The organism is Blastomonas sp. UPD001 (assembly GCF_003426715.1).
Taxonomy (GTDB): domain Bacteria; phylum Pseudomonadota; class Alphaproteobacteria; order Sphingomonadales; family Sphingomonadaceae; genus Blastomonas.
The window spans coordinates 1,989,900-2,006,052 of the sequence record NZ_QKVT01000001.1; the positions used below are offsets into that span (position 1 = coordinate 1,989,900).

Annotated in this window: 15 protein-coding genes and 4 pseudogenes; 7 read left to right on the forward strand and 12 right to left on the reverse strand. The window is 66.7% G+C overall.

The features are described from left to right. From DM995_RS10100 to DM995_RS10110, 3 genes and pseudogenes are all read left to right on the forward strand, one after another. Window positions 1-779 (forward strand): annotated as a pseudogene (locus DM995_RS10100) (UxaA family hydrolase); the annotation flags it as partial. An 80-nt stretch (window positions 780-859) separates the two neighbouring features. Continuing rightward, window positions 860-1,675, forward strand: a complete 816-nt coding sequence (locus DM995_RS10105) for a 2-keto-4-pentenoate hydratase (protein ID WP_116969342.1) — start codon at window positions 860-862, stop codon at window positions 1,673-1,675. A 57-nt stretch (window positions 1,676-1,732) separates the two neighbouring features. Then, the gene (locus DM995_RS10110; RefSeq protein ID WP_232824285.1) at window positions 1,733-3,073 is read left to right on the forward strand and encodes an MFS transporter; all 1,341 of its coding nucleotides are present in this window, start codon (window positions 1,733-1,735) and stop codon (window positions 3,071-3,073) included. Here the strand turns inward: DM995_RS10110 and DM995_RS10115 are convergent. From DM995_RS10115 to DM995_RS10160, 10 genes and pseudogenes are all read right to left on the reverse strand, one after another. Then, window positions 2,962-4,416: pseudogene (locus tag DM995_RS10115) on the reverse strand (glycerol kinase); the annotation flags it as partial. The gene DM995_RS10110 and the pseudogene DM995_RS10115 sit on opposite strands and share 112 nt — an antisense overlap. Beyond that, window positions 4,406-5,023 (reverse strand): 3,4-dihydroxy-2-butanone-4-phosphate synthase, encoded by a 618-nt coding sequence (locus DM995_RS10120; protein WP_031317915.1) that lies wholly within the window; start codon window positions 5,021-5,023, stop codon window positions 4,406-4,408. The gene DM995_RS10120 and the pseudogene DM995_RS10115, both read right to left, overlap by 11 nt. Next, window positions 5,020-5,598 carry an NADPH-dependent FMN reductase gene (locus DM995_RS10125; protein WP_116969344.1) on the reverse strand — a complete coding sequence of 193 codons (579 nt, stop codon included), beginning with the start codon at window positions 5,596-5,598 and terminating at the stop codon, window positions 5,020-5,022. The genes DM995_RS10120 and DM995_RS10125 overlap by 4 nt, the downstream gene beginning before the upstream one ends. Beyond that, window positions 5,595-7,097, reverse strand: coding sequence for a glycerol-3-phosphate dehydrogenase (gene glpD, locus DM995_RS10130; protein WP_116969345.1), 1,503 nt, complete (start codon window positions 7,095-7,097; stop codon window positions 5,595-5,597). The genes DM995_RS10125 and glpD overlap by 4 nt, the downstream gene beginning before the upstream one ends. Beyond that, window positions 7,097-8,194 (reverse strand): LLM class flavin-dependent oxidoreductase, encoded by a 1,098-nt coding sequence (locus tag DM995_RS10135; RefSeq protein ID WP_023837421.1) that lies wholly within the window; start codon window positions 8,192-8,194, stop codon window positions 7,097-7,099. Before DM995_RS10135 ends, glpD begins: the two co-directional genes overlap by 1 nt. 117 nt (window positions 8,195-8,311) lie before the next feature. Continuing rightward, on the reverse strand, window positions 8,312-9,226 hold the full coding sequence (locus DM995_RS10140; RefSeq protein ID WP_116969346.1) for an aldo/keto reductase: 915 nt from the start codon (window positions 9,224-9,226) through the stop codon (window positions 8,312-8,314). After that, window positions 9,223-9,723: pseudogene (locus tag DM995_RS10145) on the reverse strand (substrate-binding domain-containing protein); the annotation flags it as partial. The pseudogene DM995_RS10145 and the gene DM995_RS10140, both read right to left, overlap by 4 nt. Beyond that, window positions 9,723-10,283, reverse strand: a pseudogene (locus tag DM995_RS10150) (MFS transporter); the annotation flags it as partial. The pseudogenes DM995_RS10145 and DM995_RS10150, both read right to left, overlap by 1 nt. 83 nt (window positions 10,284-10,366) lie before the next feature. Beyond that, window positions 10,367-11,149 (reverse strand): DUF1223 domain-containing protein, encoded by a 783-nt coding sequence (locus DM995_RS10155; protein WP_157973156.1) that lies wholly within the window; start codon window positions 11,147-11,149, stop codon window positions 10,367-10,369. Window positions 11,150-11,214: 65 nt separating this feature from the next. After that, complete coding sequence (locus DM995_RS10160) at window positions 11,215-11,643, reverse strand: response regulator (protein WP_116969348.1); 429 nt, start codon at window positions 11,641-11,643, stop codon at window positions 11,215-11,217. A gap of 98 nt (window positions 11,644-11,741) precedes the next feature. Between DM995_RS10160 and DM995_RS10165 the strand changes: the two genes are divergently transcribed. The 4 genes from DM995_RS10165 (at window position 11,742) to DM995_RS10180 (ending at window position 13,769) form a co-directional block, all read left to right on the forward strand. Continuing rightward, on the forward strand, window positions 11,742-12,557 hold the full coding sequence (locus tag DM995_RS10165) for a pseudouridine synthase (protein WP_116969349.1): 816 nt from the start codon (window positions 11,742-11,744) through the stop codon (window positions 12,555-12,557). Window positions 12,558-12,762: 205 nt separating this feature from the next. Further along, entirely contained in the window at window positions 12,763-13,320 is a 558-nt protein-coding gene (gene rsmD, locus DM995_RS10170; protein WP_116970414.1) for a 16S rRNA (guanine(966)-N(2))-methyltransferase RsmD, read from the forward strand. A 4-nt stretch (window positions 13,321-13,324) separates the two neighbouring features. Further along, window positions 13,325-13,516: a type II toxin-antitoxin system RelB family antitoxin gene (gene relB / locus DM995_RS10175; protein ID WP_116969350.1), complete on the forward strand. Its 192-nt coding sequence runs from the start codon at window positions 13,325-13,327 to the stop codon at window positions 13,514-13,516. Then, window positions 13,488-13,769 (forward strand): type II toxin-antitoxin system RelE/ParE family toxin, encoded by a 282-nt coding sequence (locus DM995_RS10180; RefSeq protein ID WP_116969351.1) that lies wholly within the window; start codon window positions 13,488-13,490, stop codon window positions 13,767-13,769. The genes relB and DM995_RS10180 overlap by 29 nt, the downstream gene beginning before the upstream one ends. Here DM995_RS10180 and DM995_RS10185 read toward each other — a convergent pair. After that, complete coding sequence (locus DM995_RS10185; protein ID WP_232824287.1) at window positions 13,699-14,898, reverse strand: MFS transporter; 1,200 nt, start codon at window positions 14,896-14,898, stop codon at window positions 13,699-13,701. The two genes, DM995_RS10180 and DM995_RS10185, sit on opposite strands and share 71 nt — an antisense overlap. A 154-nt stretch (window positions 14,899-15,052) precedes the next feature. Then, window positions 15,053-15,754 (reverse strand): response regulator transcription factor CtrA, encoded by a 702-nt coding sequence (gene ctrA / locus DM995_RS10190; RefSeq protein WP_023839689.1) that lies wholly within the window; start codon window positions 15,752-15,754, stop codon window positions 15,053-15,055. Window positions 15,755-16,153: the final 399 nt, after the last annotated feature.

The window sequence follows — 16,153 nt, forward strand, 5'->3', positions numbered from 1 at the left end:
CGATCATCGACGCGTTGGTGGCAGCGGCGGCGCAGGCCCGGCGCGAGCCGCTGCCGCTCGGCGCATTGGTCGTCGGCCTGAAATGCGGCGGATCGGACGGCTTTTCGGGACTTACCGCCAACCCGCTGCTCGGCCGGTTCAGCGAGACGCTCGCCGCAGCCGGCGGTATACCGATCCTGACCGAGATTCCCGAGATTTTCGGCGCGGAGCAGGCGCTGCTCGATAGCGCGGTCGACGCGCAAACCTTCGCGCAGGCCGCCGATCTCGTGAACCGCTTCAAGCGCTATTATCTCGACCAGGGTCTGCCGGTGTCGGAAAATCCCTCGCCGGGCAATATTGCGGGCGGCATCACCACGCTCGAGGAAAAGTCGGCGGGTGCGGTGCAGAAGGCGGGAACCGCGCCGCTCGCCAGCGTGATCGCGTACGGAGCGCAAGCCGACCGGCCCGGTCTCGCGCTGCTCGAAGCGCCGGGCAATGATGCCGTGTCCTCGACCGCGCTGACCGCTGCCGGCGCGACCCTGGTGCTGTTCACTACCGGGCGCGGTACGCCGCTGGGTTTTCCGGCACCAACGGTCAAGATTGCCTCGAACCGGGCGCTTGCGACCAGCAAGCCGCACTGGATCGATTTCGATGCGTCCGCTGTGCTCGAGGCTTCGGCGGAGGCGGTCGATCGCGCGTTCCTGAACAGGCTGCTCGCCATCGCGAGCGGCGAGCGGACCGCAGCAGAGCGCGTAGGCCAGCGGGCGATCGCGATCTGGAAAAAGGGTGTGACGCTCTAGAGGGCCGGGTGGCGGAAACGCCGCCCCTTGCGGATGACACCGGTTTCCTCTAGGCAATGGGATTGAGAGAAGGACGACGGATGGGGATGGAATTGCAGGTCAGTGCACAGGTGGATGCGGTGGCGCAGGCCTTTGTCAGCGCGCGGCGCGAGGCACGCGCGCTCAGCGTCTATCCGGGGCCGATTCCCGATGCGCTCGCTGCCGCCTATTCGATCCAGGACCGCGCCATCCATATCGATGGCCGCGCGGTGGCAGGCTGGAAGGTCGGGCGGATCAATCCCCCGCTCGACGGCACGCTGGGCGCGAACCGTCTTTCAGGGCCCATTTTCGCCGATAGCGTGGTCGACGCGAGCAGCGGCCAGGTCCCCGAGATGCCGGTCTTCGAAGGCGGCTTTGCGGCGGGCGAGGCGGAAATCCTGCTGCATGTCGCTCCCGGATTCGCCGGCCCGGTGCCCACCGACGACGAGGGGACCCGCGCGATCCTCGATGACGTGCGGCTGGGCATCGAGATCGCCAGCTCGCCATATGCGCGGATCAATCTCGATGGTCCTGCGGTGACCGTTTCCGATTTCGGGAACAATGCCGGCGTGGTGCTCGGCGCAGAGCTGACCGGTTGGCGCGAGACCGATCTGTGCGCCATTCTGGTGCGCAGCGAGATTGACGGCGCAGAGGTTGGCCAGGCGACCGCCGCGACCATGCTCGATGGGCCTTATGGCGCGGTGCGCTTTCTGCTGGCGAACCTGATCCAGCGCGGCTTCGACGTGTCGAACGGGCTATGGGTTTCGACCGGCGCGATCACCGGGGTGCACGAGATCGCGGTCGGCCAGAATTTTCGCGCCGAGTTTGTCGGCCATGGCGATGTGCATTGCCGCGTGGTGGCAGCGCAACCGCGCTGACGGAACAGGACGGAGGCGGATCGGCAACGGCCGGGCGCTGCTTTGGGAGAGCTGAACATGGTTGAAACCGCCGCAACTGCGACACGGCCCCAGGCGCTCGATGCCGCAGCGGGCAGGGCAGGGCGCTATCGCTGGGTGATCGTCGGGCTGCTGTTTGCGGCCACCGCCATCAACTATATCGACCGCCAAATGATCGGCGTGCTCAAGCCGACCCTCGTCGCCGAGTTCGGCTGGACCGAGACCGATTTCGCCGCGATCGTCTTCTGGTTCCAGGTCGCCTATGCCATCGGCTATATCGGCTTCGGCCGGGTGGTGGATGTGCTGGGGGCGCGGCTGGGCTATGCCATCGCCATCGTCATCTGGACCGCGGGCCATATGGCGCATGGTCTGGCGAGCGGCGTCACCAGCTTCGCCGCCGCGCGCTTCGGCCTGGGCATCGGCGAGAGCGGCAACTTTCCAGCCGGGATCAAGGCGGTCACCGACTGGTTCCCGCAGCGCGAGCGCGCCTTTGCCATCGGGCTGTTCAATGCCGGGGCCAATGTTGGCGCGATCATCACGCCGCTGCTCGTGCCCGCCCTGGTCCTGTGGTTCGGTTGGCGCGAGGCCTTCTACATCACCGGCATTTTCGGCCTGGTCTGGCTGATCGCCTGGTGGGCGATCTATCGTCACCCGGCCGAGCACAAGAGCGTTTCGGCAGCCGAACTCGCCTGGATCCAGCAGGACCCGGCAGACCCGGTCGAGAAGATCGGCTGGGCCAAGCTGCTCACCGTGCGCGAGACCTGGGCCTATGCGCTCGGCAAGTTTCTGATCGACCCGATCTGGTGGTTCTTCCTGTTCTGGCTGCCCGGCTATCTGTTCGAGCGCTATGACATGGACCTGAAGACCTTCGGCCTGCCGCTCGCCGCGATCTATCTCATCTCGGACGGCGGCTCGATCTTCGGAGGCTGGATGTCCTCGCGGCTGATCAAGGCCGGCAAGACTCCCAATTTCGCGCGCAAGGCGACAATGCTGGTCTGCGCGCTGGCCGTCACGCCGATCTGGTTCGCGCAAGGCATCGACAGCGTCTGGGGCGCGGTGCTGATCATCGGCCTCGCCACGGCGGCGCACCAGGCCTTCTCGGCCAACCTCTACACGCTTCCGTCGGATGTCTTCCCGCGCGGTGCGGTCGGCTCGGTCGTGGGCATCGGCGGCACCGTCGGCGCGCTCGGCGGCATGGGGATGGCGCTGTTCACCGGCTATATTCTCGACAGCACCGGCAGCTACGAAATCCTGTTCGCGATCTGCGCCAGCGCCTTGGTCCATTGGCCGAGGCGCTGGTCGCGCGCCGCGCTGTCCATCTGCGGATCGAAGGTCTGGATCGGCGCGACCATCGCGCGCGCGTCTTCGAGCGAGCCATAATGGCCTGCACCGATCGCGGCGAGGATCGCCGCGCCGCGCGCCGTGGTCTCGACATCGCTCGGGCGTTCGCACGGGATGTTCAGCACATCGGCGATATCCTGCGCGATCCAGTCATTCGCGCTCATCCCGCCGTCGAGCCGCAGCACCGACCAGGGCGCGCCATCGGCGGCAAAGGCGCGGCCGAGATCGTGGAACACATTGGCGACCGATTCGAGCGACGCACGAACGATATGCGCGCGCGTCGTCGCGAACGAGAGTCCGGTGATCGAACCGCGCGCATCGGGCAGCCAATAGGGAGCGCCAAGCCCGGACAGCGCAGGGACCACGACCACGCCGCCACTATCGGGCACAGAGCGCGCGAGCGCCTCGCTCTCCGCCGCATTGCCCAGCAGGCCGATGCTGTCGCGCAGCCATTTGACCAGGCTGCCCGCCACGAACACCGATCCTTCGAGCGCGAAACTGCGCGTGCCGTTTACCTCGCACAGCACGGTGCCGAGCAGGCGGTGCTCCGATCTCGGCGGGGTCTGGCCCATGTTGGCGAGGATGAACGCGCCGGTGCCGAGCGTCGCCTTGGTCTGGCCGAAATCGAAACAGCCCTGGCCGATCGTGGCGGATTGCTGATCGCCGGCAAGACCGGTGATCGGGATCGGGGTGCCGAACAGTTCCGGTTTCGTCGTGCCAAACGCACCGGTGCTGGCCACCACTTGCGGAAGCGCGGCGCGCGGAACGCCGAACAGGTCGCACAGGCCCTCGTCCCAGCTCTGGCCGGTCAGCGCGAGCAGGCTGGTGCGGCTGGCATTCGAGACGTCGGAAATGTGCAGCCCGCCGGTGAGATTCCACACCAGCCAGCTTTCGATCGTGCCGAAGGCGAGCCGGTCGCCCAGCGCATCCGCACCGTCGATGTTGCGCAGCATCCACGCCATCTTGGTCGCGGAAAAATAGGGGTCGAGCAGCAGCCCGGTGGCCGATTGCACCGCAGCCTCATGACCGCCCGCGCGCAACTGCTGGCACTGCTCGTCGGTGCGACGATCCTGCCAGACGATCGCCTTGCCAAGCGGCTGGCCGGTCGCCTTGTCCCACGCGACCACGGTCTCGCGCTGGTTGGTGACGCCGATCGCGGCGATCCGCTCGGCCCCGCCGGCACGGTCGACCATTGCCTGCGCGCAGGCGAGGGTGCGCTCCCAGATCTCGGTCGCGTCATGTTCGACCCAGCCGGGCTGCGGATAATATTGGGTGATGTCGCGCTGCTCGGTCGCGATCCATTCGCCCGCCAGCGTGTAGAGCATCGCGCGGGTCGAGGTGGTGCCTTCGTCGAGCACCAGGATCAGCGGATCATTCGCCATGCGCAGCCTCCGTGCCTGCATTCTCGTCCAGCAGATCGCCGATATCCGCGACCTCTAGCCCGAAGCGTTCGACCAGATCGGCAATGTCGCCGGGCCGCGCCATCTCGCCATCGTCGCGCATGATCGAGCAGATCACGGCCGCATCGCCGCAGCCGGCGCGCCGTGACAGCTCGATCGCGGCCTCGGCAGCAGCGGGGCGCTCCTGCACACCGCCGGGCGAACAGATCAGCGGGAAGATATGGCCGGGCGAGACGATGTCGTCGGCGGTGGCCTCGGGCGCGACCGCGACCCGGACCGTCTGCGCGCGGTCGGCGGCGGAAATGCCGGTGGTGACGCCCTCGGCGGCCTCGATCGAGCGGCCCAAAGGCCTTCCCGATTGCCGGTCCTTGCCGGGGTTCATGAGGCCGATGCCCAGGCGCATCGCGCGGTCCTGCTGCATCGCCAGGCAGATCAGCCCGCGCCCGTGCGTCGCCATGAAGTTGATCGCCTCTGCGCTCGCATGCTGCGCGGCGACCGCAAGATCCATGTCGCCCCGGCGGAAGCGGTCACCGATGATGATGATCACCTTGCCCTGTTTCAGGGCCTCGACCGCGCCTGCGATGCTCATGCGGCGGGCCTTGCCATCGCGCTGAGGCTGGTCGCGCCCTGCACGACCTGCTGGCCGACCATGTCGAGCTGCATCCGCGCCCGGTCATCCAGGCATTCGCCATCGGGCGAGAACAGACCGGGATAGGTGCGGATCGTCGCGCCCATCGGCGTCGGCCACCCGCGCAAGGCATGGACGATGCTGCGCAGCGTCTGCATCGTGCTCATCGTGGCCTGGTCGCCATAGGCCGTGGCAATCAGCCCGACCGCGCGTCCATCGAGATAGGGGCGCGTGTCCTTCGACAGGTCCTCGAGATAATCGAGCGCGTTCTTGACGAGGCCTGAGATCGTGCCGTGATAGCCAGGTGCTGCGAGCAGCACGCCATCGGCGGCGCGCACCGCCTCGACCATCTCGCGGCCTTCCGCACCGGCATGGGCCGTGGAGCGATAATGCGGCAGCGCGGCCAGATAGGCCCCGTCGAACAGTTGCACCTCGGCCCCGTACGTGGCGGCGCTGGCCATCGCGGTGCGCAGCGCGAGCTCGGTGGTGCTGCCGATCGAAACGGTGCCGCCGATCGCGACGATGCGGGGTGTCATGTTACGGGTTCCTTCTGGAAAAAGCGTTCGAGCGCGGCCTGCTGGTCGGCCGAAAGGTGCAGGCCCAGCTTGGTGCGGCGCCAGAGAATATCCTCGGCGGTGACCGCCCATTCGTTGGTAACGAGATGCCGCACCTCGGCCTCGGTCAGGCCATGGCCGAAATGCTCGCCGCAATCGGCGAGCGTCCTGGCATCGCCCAGAAAGCGCGCGGCGACCGTGCCATAGGTACGGATCAGCCGCTCGGCCCAGCCGGCTTCGAGGAACGGATAGCGCTGGCGCAGACCCGCGATCTGCTGCGCCACATCGTGCACGGCGAAATCGCCGCCGGGTAGGGGGCTGGCGTGCGTCCAATGGTCGCCGCGCAAGGATGGAACGCGGCTGGCGAGCTTGTCGACCGCCTCCTGACTGAGCGTGCGGAAGGTGGTGATCTTGCCCCCGAAGACCGAAAGCATCGGCGCGCCTTCATGCTCTTCAGTCAGCTCGAAGCGATAGCCGCGCGTTGCCGCTTCGGGCTTGCCCGACCCGTCGTCGACCAGCGGCCGCACGCCCGAATAGGTCCACACGACATCGGCGGGCGTCACCGGCCTGGCAAAGAAGCGGCTCGCGCCCTCGCACAGATAGGCGATTTCCTCCTCGCTCGCGACGATCGGCTCGCCGGGCTGCTGGTCGCGATCGGTGGTGCCGATCAGCGTGAAGTCCTGCTCATAGGGGATCGCAAAAAAGATGCGGCCATCGGGCAACTGGAAGAAATAGGGGTGCGGGTGATCGAACAGCTTGCGCACCACGATATGCGACCCGCGCACCAGCCGGATCGACTGCTTGGGCTGCTCGCCCGACTTGCCCAGGATGCCGAGCACCGAGGGGCCGGCGGCGTTGACGATCGATCGCGCGGTGAATTTGCCCTGCGGCGTCTCGATGCGCCAGTGATTGCCGACGCGCGCCAGCTTTGTCACCGGGCAGCGGCTATGCACCTCCGCCCCATGATCGGCGGCATCGCGCGCGTTGAGCACGACCAGCCGCGCATCATCGACCCATCCGTCCGAATAGACGAAGCCATGGCGGAACTCGGGCTTGAGCGGTGCGCCCGCAGGATGCCGGTCGAGCCGGATCGTCTCGGTCGCGGGCAGCAGCTTGCGCGCGCCGATATGGTCATAGAGGAACAGTCCGAGCCGCAGCAGCCAGCGCGGCCGCAGGCCCTTGACCCAGGGCAGCACGAACCGCATCGGCCAGATGATGTGCGGCGCGATGCCCCAGAGGATCTCGCGCTCGCCCAGCGCTTCGCGCACCAGACCGAACTCGTAATGCTCCAGATAGCGCAGCCCGCCATGGATCAGCTTGCTCGAATTGGACGAGGTGCCACTCGCAAGATCCTGCGCCTCGAGCAGCAGCACGCGCGCGCCGCGTCCTGCGGCATCGCGGGCGATGCCGGTGCCGTTGACGCCGCCGCCGATCACGGCGACGTCGAACGGGCTGGCCTCAGGATGCGGCGACTGGTCCATCAGATCTCGAGCGGTCCGTGCTGGATGTGCGGAAGGACATAGCGCGCGAACATATCGGCTTCCTGCACATGCGGATAGCCCGAGAGGATGAACGCCTCGATGCCCTCGGCCTGATAGGCGCGCAACTTGGCGAGCACCTGATCGGGCGTGCCGACGATCGCAGCGCCGCAGCCCGAACGCGCGCGGCCGATGCCGGTCCACAGATTCTCCTCGACAAAGCCGTCGCCATCGGCCGCGCCGCGCAGTTCCTGCTGGCGCTGCACGCCGTAATTCTTGGCATCGAGCGACTTTTCGCGGATCGCCTTGCCCGCCTCGTCATCGAGCTTGGAGAGCAGTCGGTCGGCATAGGCGCGCGCCTCGTCCTCGGTCTCGCGGACGATGACATGGACGCGATAGCCGAACTTGAGCGTGCGGCCGTATTTGGCGGCGCGCGCCTTCAGGTCGGCGATATTCTCGCGCACCTTGTCCATCGTATCGGGCCACATCAGGTACACGTCGCACGCCTCCGCGGCGCATTCGCGTGCCTCATGGCTGAGGCCGCCGAAATAGAAGGCGGGGCATTTGCCGGACAATGTGGTGATGCGCGGCGGGTCGAGCTTCAGGTTGTAAAAATCGCCCTGGAAATCGAGCGCCTCGCCGTTGAGCAAGGTACGCACGATCTTCATGATCTCGGTCGCGCGGGCATAGCGGGGGCCGGATTCGATCTTCTCGCCCGGCATGTCGGACGAGATGATGTTGACGTTCAGCCGTCCGCCGGTACCCGAAGCGTTGGGGCCGAGAATGCGGTCGAGCGTCGCAATGCGGCGCGCGAGCTGCGGCGGCCAGTCCTCGCCCATGCGCGTCGCCCAGAGCAGCTTGATGCGGCGGACCTGGGTTGCGACGGCTGCGGCGAACGCGGTGGTATCGAGCCCGAGCGAATAGCCCGACGGAAGCAGGATATTGTCGAACCCGCCTTCCTCGGCGCGCAGCACGATGTTGCGGCAATGCTCCCAGCTCGATTGCAGATAGGGGTCGGGCACGCCCAGGAATTCATAGTCGTCGTCGCACAGCGCCGAAAACCAGGCGATTTCGCATTGCTGATCAGGGGCTTGGGTCATATTTCGGTTCCTTCGATCTGGCGCGGGGCCTTCGACAAGCTCAGGCTGAGCGGATAAGGTTTGAATGACAGCCCCAACCCCGCTCATGCTGAGCCTGTCGAAGCATGCCGCGCAGCATCAGGGCAGGGGCTCGCCGCGCGCGGCCACCAGCACCGCGTACCAGTCCTGCCGGGTCCAGCGCACCTTGAGCGCCGCTGCGCCCTCGGCGATGCGTTCGGCCTGTTGCGATCCGATGATGGGGATGATCCCCGCCGGGTGCGCCATCAGCCAGCTATAGGCCGCGACGCTGCGCGAGACGCCCTGCGCCTCGGCGACGGCATCGAGCGCCGCCGCTACCAGCCGATCGCGCGCGGTTTCTGCCGCAGCGAGGCGTCCACCGCCCAGCGGCGACCAGGCCATCGGCGTCAGGCCCATCATCATTGCCTGATCGAGTTCGCCATTTTCGAAACAGGCGATCCGCAACGGGCTGATCTCGGGCTGGGTGGTGACCAGCTTGCTCGCCAGGAAGTGATCGAGCGCCGCGATCTGGTGCACGGTGAAGTTCGACACGCCAATCGAGCGAATCTTGCCCGCGCTCACCGCATCGTCGAGCACGCGCGCGACCTCCTGCGGGTGTGCGAGAATATCGGGGCGGTGGATCTGCCACAGGTCGACCATATCGACCTTCAGGCGGCGCAGCGAGGCGTCGATCGCGGTGCGCAGATAGTCGGCGCTCTGGTCATAGGGCAGGGGGGGCAGGATGCCGCCCTTGGTCGCCAGCACCATGCGGCTGCGCAGGGCGGGGTCCGCGGAAAGAACTTCGCCCAGCAGCGCCTCGGCATCGCCAAAGCCGCCCTGGCCGTCAAAGCCGTAGATGTCCGCGGTATCGAGGAAGTTGATCCCGGAATCGAGCGCGGCGTGGACCAGCCGCGTCGCTTCGCCAACGCTGCGGCCATTGTCGGCGAGCCGCCACATGCCCCAGGCAATGGGGGAAACCATGATATCGCTTCCGCCAAGGGCACGAAAGGCGGGAGGCAAGGGCAGTTCGCTCATGAAAAGGTCCTGTTTGGGGGCGCTACCGAGGCGCGTTCGACAAGTTGATGGGGAAGGCGGCGATGGGTGATGTCGCCGCCTGCGATGAGGATCTCGGTTGCGGTGCGCGCGAGTTCTGCCATGGGCTGGTGGATGGTGGTGAGCGGCGGCCAGACGGTGCGCGCGAGCGTGGTATCGTCGAACCCGGCGACCGATAGTTCGGCGGGAACGTCCATGCCGCGATCGTGCGCCACGGCGAGCACGCCAGCGGCCATGTCGTCGTTCGAGGCGAAGATCGCGCTCGGCCGCTGCGGCAGATCGAGCAGCGCGCGCCCGCCGCGCACGCCCGAATCGAAGTCGAACTCGCCATCGCAGACCAGCACCGGATCATAAGGCAGCCCGGCGCGGTCGAGCGCGCGACGATAGCCGAACAGCCGGTCGTCCGACGCCATATGATTGGGATGGCCCTTGATGAAGCCGATGCGGCGGTGACCGGCATTGATCAGGTGCGTGGTCATGCGACGATCAGCGCCACCGATCCCGCGAGTGCCGCGCCGATGCGCCAGCCATACTGGCTCATGCCCGACCCCACGCCGAGCTGGTGCGGCTCGAGCAGTTCGATGCGATAGGCGTCGATCACGATGTCGAAGGTCGCGCCCGCCACCCCGACCAGGATCGCGGCGACCGCGACGCTGGCAATATCGGCTTCCGGATCGGCGAGCCCCAGGTTCATGATCGCGACCATCACCAGCACCGCGCACAGGATCAGCCACGACACACGCTGGCCGAGCCGCCCGATCAGCGGCAGCTTCACCGCATCGATGATCGGGGCCCAGAGCCATTTGAAATTGTACGCGAGAAAGGTCAGCGCAAAGGCGGTGACGGTCGATTTCTCGATCCCCGATTGCGCCAGCCGGGTCGACAGCGTCGCCGCGATCATCGCGAAGGGAAAGCCCGAGGAAATGCCCAGGAACAGCGCCGCGAGCGGCGCGGCCTCGGTATAAGGGCGCAGGCCCACCGGCAGCGACGCACGCCAGCCCGTTGCCTCGGGGGCGATCCCGGCAGTGTGTTCGGTCATTCAGCTTCCCTTCCCGTATCCCGGGGCAGGAAACTAGCGGCACCAGCGATTTACGCCAGAGGCTTTTGCGCGCGCTGGCCCGGTCAGATCACCGCCGATCCGATCACCGGCCCGCCCGGCCCCTGGCGCACGAGCAACGCGTGGCGGTCCGCGCCGGTCACGCGGAGCATATCGGGCGTGATCGGGACGCTTAGCGCGCCGCCGCTCCAGCGACCCAGATTGCGTTCGGCCAGCACGACATTGGTATAATGCACCTTGCGCCCGCCATTCTCGCCCGCGCCGATGCTGACCGTGCGTCCGGACGCGAGCGCGACCAGCACCAGCTCGGCCTGCTGGCCCCTGGGGCCATCAAGCATGACCTGCCGGCCGTTCGCGTCAGCGGCAATACGGACGCGGAGCCCCGCCTTGTGCCGGGCCGTCGCAGCCGTGGCGAGCAGGCCACGCACCTTCGCCTCTTGCGATCCCACCGCCTGCGCGCGACCATCGACCACGAGCTGCGGCGTGTAGATATTCGCGCCACCAAAAGCCGTATCGCCATATTGCCGCTGGAGCCGGGTGTTTTCCTCGCGCCCCAGGCTGTCCTTCCAGCCGAGCCGGTCCCAATAGGTGACCGGGCGGCTGATCACCAGCACGCCGGGATCGCGGGCCAGGCGCGCTGCCACCGCATCGGCGGGCGGGCAGGACGAACAGCCCTGGCTGGTGAACAGTTCGGCCACGACCGGGCCGGCGGCGCTTTGCGCCAGCGCAGCAGGAGCCGTTGCATTTCGCGGATGGCTTACCGCCTGCGATATGTCGGCGTGGCCTTCGACCAGCACGAAGGCGGTCATTGCGGCCAGCGCCGCCATCGGAATCCAGATTTTCAGCATCGCTTGTCCTCGCGCGCAGTCATTGCGCTTCATGCGCGCCAGGTTCGCCGGAGAAAGGCGCGCGGTTACGCCGCCGAATAGAGGTTGAGCGGCTTGGGCATGGCCTTGGGCGTCTCGCCGCGGATCAGCAGATCGACCGCGTGGATCGCCTTGACCAGCTCCGCCGCGCTATAGGGCTTGATCAGGCAGCCGATCGCATATTGCCTGGCATGGCCCGGGCAGGTGCCGGTCGCGAACAGCACGGGAATATCGCGCTCGCTCGCCGCCCGCGCCACCTCGACGCCGCTGCCGCCGCGCGACAGGTTGACATCGGCGAGCACCAGATGGATCGGTTCGCGCTCCAGCACCGCGATCGCCTCGGCCTCGGTATCGACCGTGGCGACGACGCGATAACCCGCATCGACCACGCGCAATTCGTTGTCGAAGGCGACCAGCGGCTCGTCCTCGACGATCAGGATGGTTTCGATCGACCGGGTGAACCGCGAAAACAGCATGGGGGAACTTTCTGAACGGGCGGGCGGCGGGAAAGGCAAATACGCCGGGTGCAATTCTTGCGTTCCCGCCGCGGCGCTTCGACGTTATAGCAGCGCGCATGCCCCCCCGGAAACCGAAATTCGATCCGCTCGACGACAGTCCGTCGCCGCGCGCCGCACAACCCAAGGCCCGCACCTCCACGCTCGGCGAAGGCCAGCGTATCGCCAAGCTTCTCGCGCGCGCCGGCATCGCCTCGCGCCGCGAGATCGAGCGGATGATCGAGGGCGGGCGCGTCGCGCGCGATGGTGTCGCGATCACCACGCCCGCCACGGTGCTGACCAGCCTCAACGGCATCACCGTCGACGGCAAGCCGGTCAAGGAACCCGCACCCGCCAAATTGTGGCGCTTCCACAAGCCCGCCGGGCTGCTCACCGCCGAGCGCGACTTTACCGGGCGCCCCACCATCTACGAGCATCTCGCCAGGGTCGCGCCCGATGCGCCGCGGATGATGCCGGTCGGAAGGCTCGACCTCAATACCGAGGGGCTGCTGCTGATGACCAATGACGGCGAACTCAAGCGTCAGATGGAGCTGCCCGCGACCGGGGTCGAGCGCACCTATCGCGCGCGCGCGTTCGGCGAGGTCAGCCAGGCGCAGCTCGAGGACCTGATCCACGGCATCACCATCGAGGGCGTGCGCTACGGCAAGATCGACGCCAATCTGGAGCGCCGCACCGGGCGCAACGGCTGGATCGAGATGACGCTGACCGAGGGCAAGAACCGCGAGGTGCGCCGCGTGCTCGAACATCTCGGCCTCAAGGTCTCGCGCCTCATCCGCACGCGCTATGGTCCGTTCCTGCTCGAAGGGCTCGATGTCGGCGCGATCGACGAGGTGCGCCGCCACGATGTCGTCGCGTTCCGGAAGACGCTGAAATGAGGGGGATGGCACATTTGCCCTCTCCCTTGAAGGGAGAGGGTTGCGCAGTCTTGGCGACGAAGGAGCCTAGACGAAGCTGGGTGAGGGTGACGCGGGTGCAAAGCCAAGCGAGCGTTGCTGCCCCTCATCCAACTCCGCCTAGCCGCGCTGTCGCTTGGCAAGGCTGCGTATCCTTCTCCCCCTCCGGGGAGAAGGTCTGAATATGCTGCGCATCATCTCGGGCGAATGGCGGGGGCGCAAGCTCAAGGCCCCGCCGGGCGACACCACCCGCCCCACGGCCGACCGCACCCGCGAGACGCTGTTCTCGATGCTCACCAGCCGCCTCGGCTCGTTCGAGGCGCTGAGCGTGCTCGACCTGTTCGCAGGCTCGGGCGCGCTGGGGCTGGAAGCGCTGTCACGCGGCGCGGAACGCTGCGTGTTCGTCGAGCAGGACCGGCCTGCGATCGACGTGCTCAAGGGCAATATCCGCCTGCTCGGGGCCGATGCGCGCTGCCAGGTGCGACCGAGTTCCGCGCTGTCGCTAGGTCCCGCGATCAAGCCGTTCGACCTGGTGCTGCTCGATCCGCCTTACGGCACCGGCGCGGGCGCGGTGGCGCTCGACAAGCTCGGCCGCCTGGGCTGGTTCGCGCCCTCGAGCTGGATCAGCGTGGAGACCTCGGCGAAGGAAACGCTCGATGTCGCCGGGTTCGAGATCGACACCGAACGCGTCGTCGGCAAGGCCAAGCTCACGCTGTTGCGGCCCGCGGCGCCTGTGATAGACTGACGCCATGGTCAAATATTCCCCGATCGAGTCCGAATTCGCCTCGTCCGAAGAGGAAGAGGCCTATGATGCATGGTTCCGCGCAAAGGTCGAACGCGCGCTGCAATCGACCGGGCCCTTCATCCCGCATGAAGAGGTGATGAGGCAGATGCGCGAAATCATCAGCAAATATGAAACCCCTGAAGCTGATCTGGACTGAGGCGGCGCTCGCCGATCTCCGGGACATATCGGAATATATTGCGTCACGGAATGTGCGCGCTGCAAGAAAGCTGGAAGACGCCATTCTGGCCTGTGCCGAGCGACTGACCCAGCACCCGCTGATGTACCGGACTGGCCGGGTCAGCGGAACGCGGGAAGCCATCGTCCACCCCAACTACCTCATCATCTATCGCGTGACCGAAGATGCAGTGATCGTGGCCGCAGTGATGCACGCCCGCCAGCAATATCCCTGAGCGCTAACCTACCGCCCGCCCCCGCTGTGGACGCGCCGGTATAGCGGACGCGAGCGGGGAACTGCTGCGGCAGCCACGCGCCCAGGGGGCCATAGACGAAGCCCATCACCAGCAGCGCGACCGACAAGGCGATCCAGGCGAGCCAGAGCGAACCCGAACCCAGCAGCGGCCCGAACATCAGGCCGACGCCGACGGTCGCCGCGCAGCCGATCATCAGCACGCGCCCGCTGCTCGTCGCGTCCGAGCGATAGCCCGAAATGACGATGCCCAGCGCCAGGAACAGGATCGCACCCAGCTGGACGATCAGGAAGCTGGTGCGGTCGTGCCCCAGCGCGGTGGTGGCATAGCCGAGCGCGAAGGCGGTCGAGAGATAGAAGATCGCAAAGCAGGCGACGACCGCGAAGGTCCCCGCCAATGTCGCGCGGAGATGGTGGCGCAGCAGCTCGGCGACCGGCACCGGCGCGGGGCGCTCGGCCTCGAGCACGCGCGCGAAATCGGGGGTCTCGCTGATCTTCAGCCGCACCCATAGGCCGAGGCCGACCAGGATGCCGCTGGCGAGGAAGGGCACACGCCAGCCCCAGGCGACGAATTGCTCTTCGGTCAGATTGAGCCCCAGTAGCAGGAACAGCCCATTGGCCGCGATGAAGCCGACCGGCGCGCCAAGCTGCGGCGCCATGCCGAAGCGCGCCGCCCAGCCCGGCGGGGCATTTTCCACCGCCAGCAGTGCCGCGCCACCCCATTCGCCGCCCAAGCCGAAGCCCTGGCCGAAGCGCAGGATGCACAGCAGCAGTGGCGCGACCCAGCCGACCATCTGCCAGGTCGGCAGGAAGGCGATCAGCAATGTCGATCCGCCCATCAGCAGCAGCGAGGCGACCAGCGTGGACTTGCGCCCGATCCGGTCGCCGAAATGGCCGAAGGCGATCGCACCGACGGGCCGCGCGAAAAAGGCCAGGCCAAAGCTCATATAGCTCAGCATGAGCTGCGCCGAGGCGCTTTCAGACGGGAAGAACAGCGGCCCGAACACCAGGGCGGCAGCGGTCGCGTAGATATAGAAATCGTAGAATTCGACCGCCGTGCCGACCAGCGATGCGGTCAGCACGCGGGCATGCGTGCGATATGGATGCGTCATTCGGCCCTCCCCGGCGCGCAACCGTTAACGCGGAGGCCCGGCTTGGCAAGCGAAAGGACGCATTTCTGCCGCCCGGCGAACAGCCAAAAGGGGCCGCGGTTGCCCGCGACCCCTTTCAGGAAGAGAGGAAGGGTGAAGGGTAGTTCAGGAGTAATCAGGCAGCGATCACCTCGCCATCGGCCTCCGGATCGCGCAGCACATAGCCGCGGCCCCAGACGGTCTCGATATAATTCTCGCCCCCGCAGGCCAGCGCCAGTTTCTTGCGCAGCTTGCAGATGAAGACGTCGATGATCTTGAGTTCGGGTTCGTCCATGCCGCCATACAGGTGGTTCAGGAACATTTCCTTGGTCAGCGTGGTGCCCTTGCGCAGCGACAGCAGCTCGAGCATCGCATATTCCTTGCCGGTCAGGTGGACGCGGGCACCATCGACCTCGACGGTCTTGGCATCCAGGTTGACCGCCAGCTTGCCGGTGCGGATGACGCTTTGCGAATGGCCCTTGGAGCGGCGCACCACGGCGTGAATGCGCGCGATCAGCTCTTCGCGGTGGAACGGCTTGGTCACGTAATCGTCGGCGCCGAATCCGAACGAGCGCACCTTGCTGTCCATTTCCGAAATGCCCGAAAGGATGAGCACCGGCGTCTGCACCTTGGCGACGCGCAGCTTCTTCAGCACGTCATAGCCGTGCATGTCGGGCAGGTTCAGGTCCAGCAGGATGATGTCGTAATCATACAGCTTGCCGAGGTCGAGGCCTTCCTCGCCCAGGTCGGTGGTATAGACGTTGAAACCCTCGGTCGTGAGCATCAGCTCGATTGCCTTGGCCGTGGTCGGCTCATCTTCGATCAAAAGCACCCGCATGTGCAGCCCCTTTTCGCCCGTGCCATCGGCACCGTTCAGTCATCTGGACCCAAGAACGGATCGACGAGGAAAACATTAACCATATTTTTTTGGGGGCAAAAGGTTAATTTTGAATTAACCGGCCTGACTCCACGAGTCGCACAGGCCTGCGCGGGCGCAGGAAGTCGCGGAAGACTCCCGTTTCCGGCGCTCGGACGGCCCTTTTCGGTTCGTCGCTTTTGCCAAATTAACGCCAATTGGTTTCCAATTCGTAACGGAGATGAAACGCAAGTTTACTCCCCTTGCTGCCCCCCTGCCAGGCGCGGGCGCAGCCAGGCGATCAGCGCCTCGACCCGCGCGGGGCGGTGCGGCGAGGGCGGGGTGACGATGCTGAGCGTGAGCGGCGCGGACCGGCAGTCG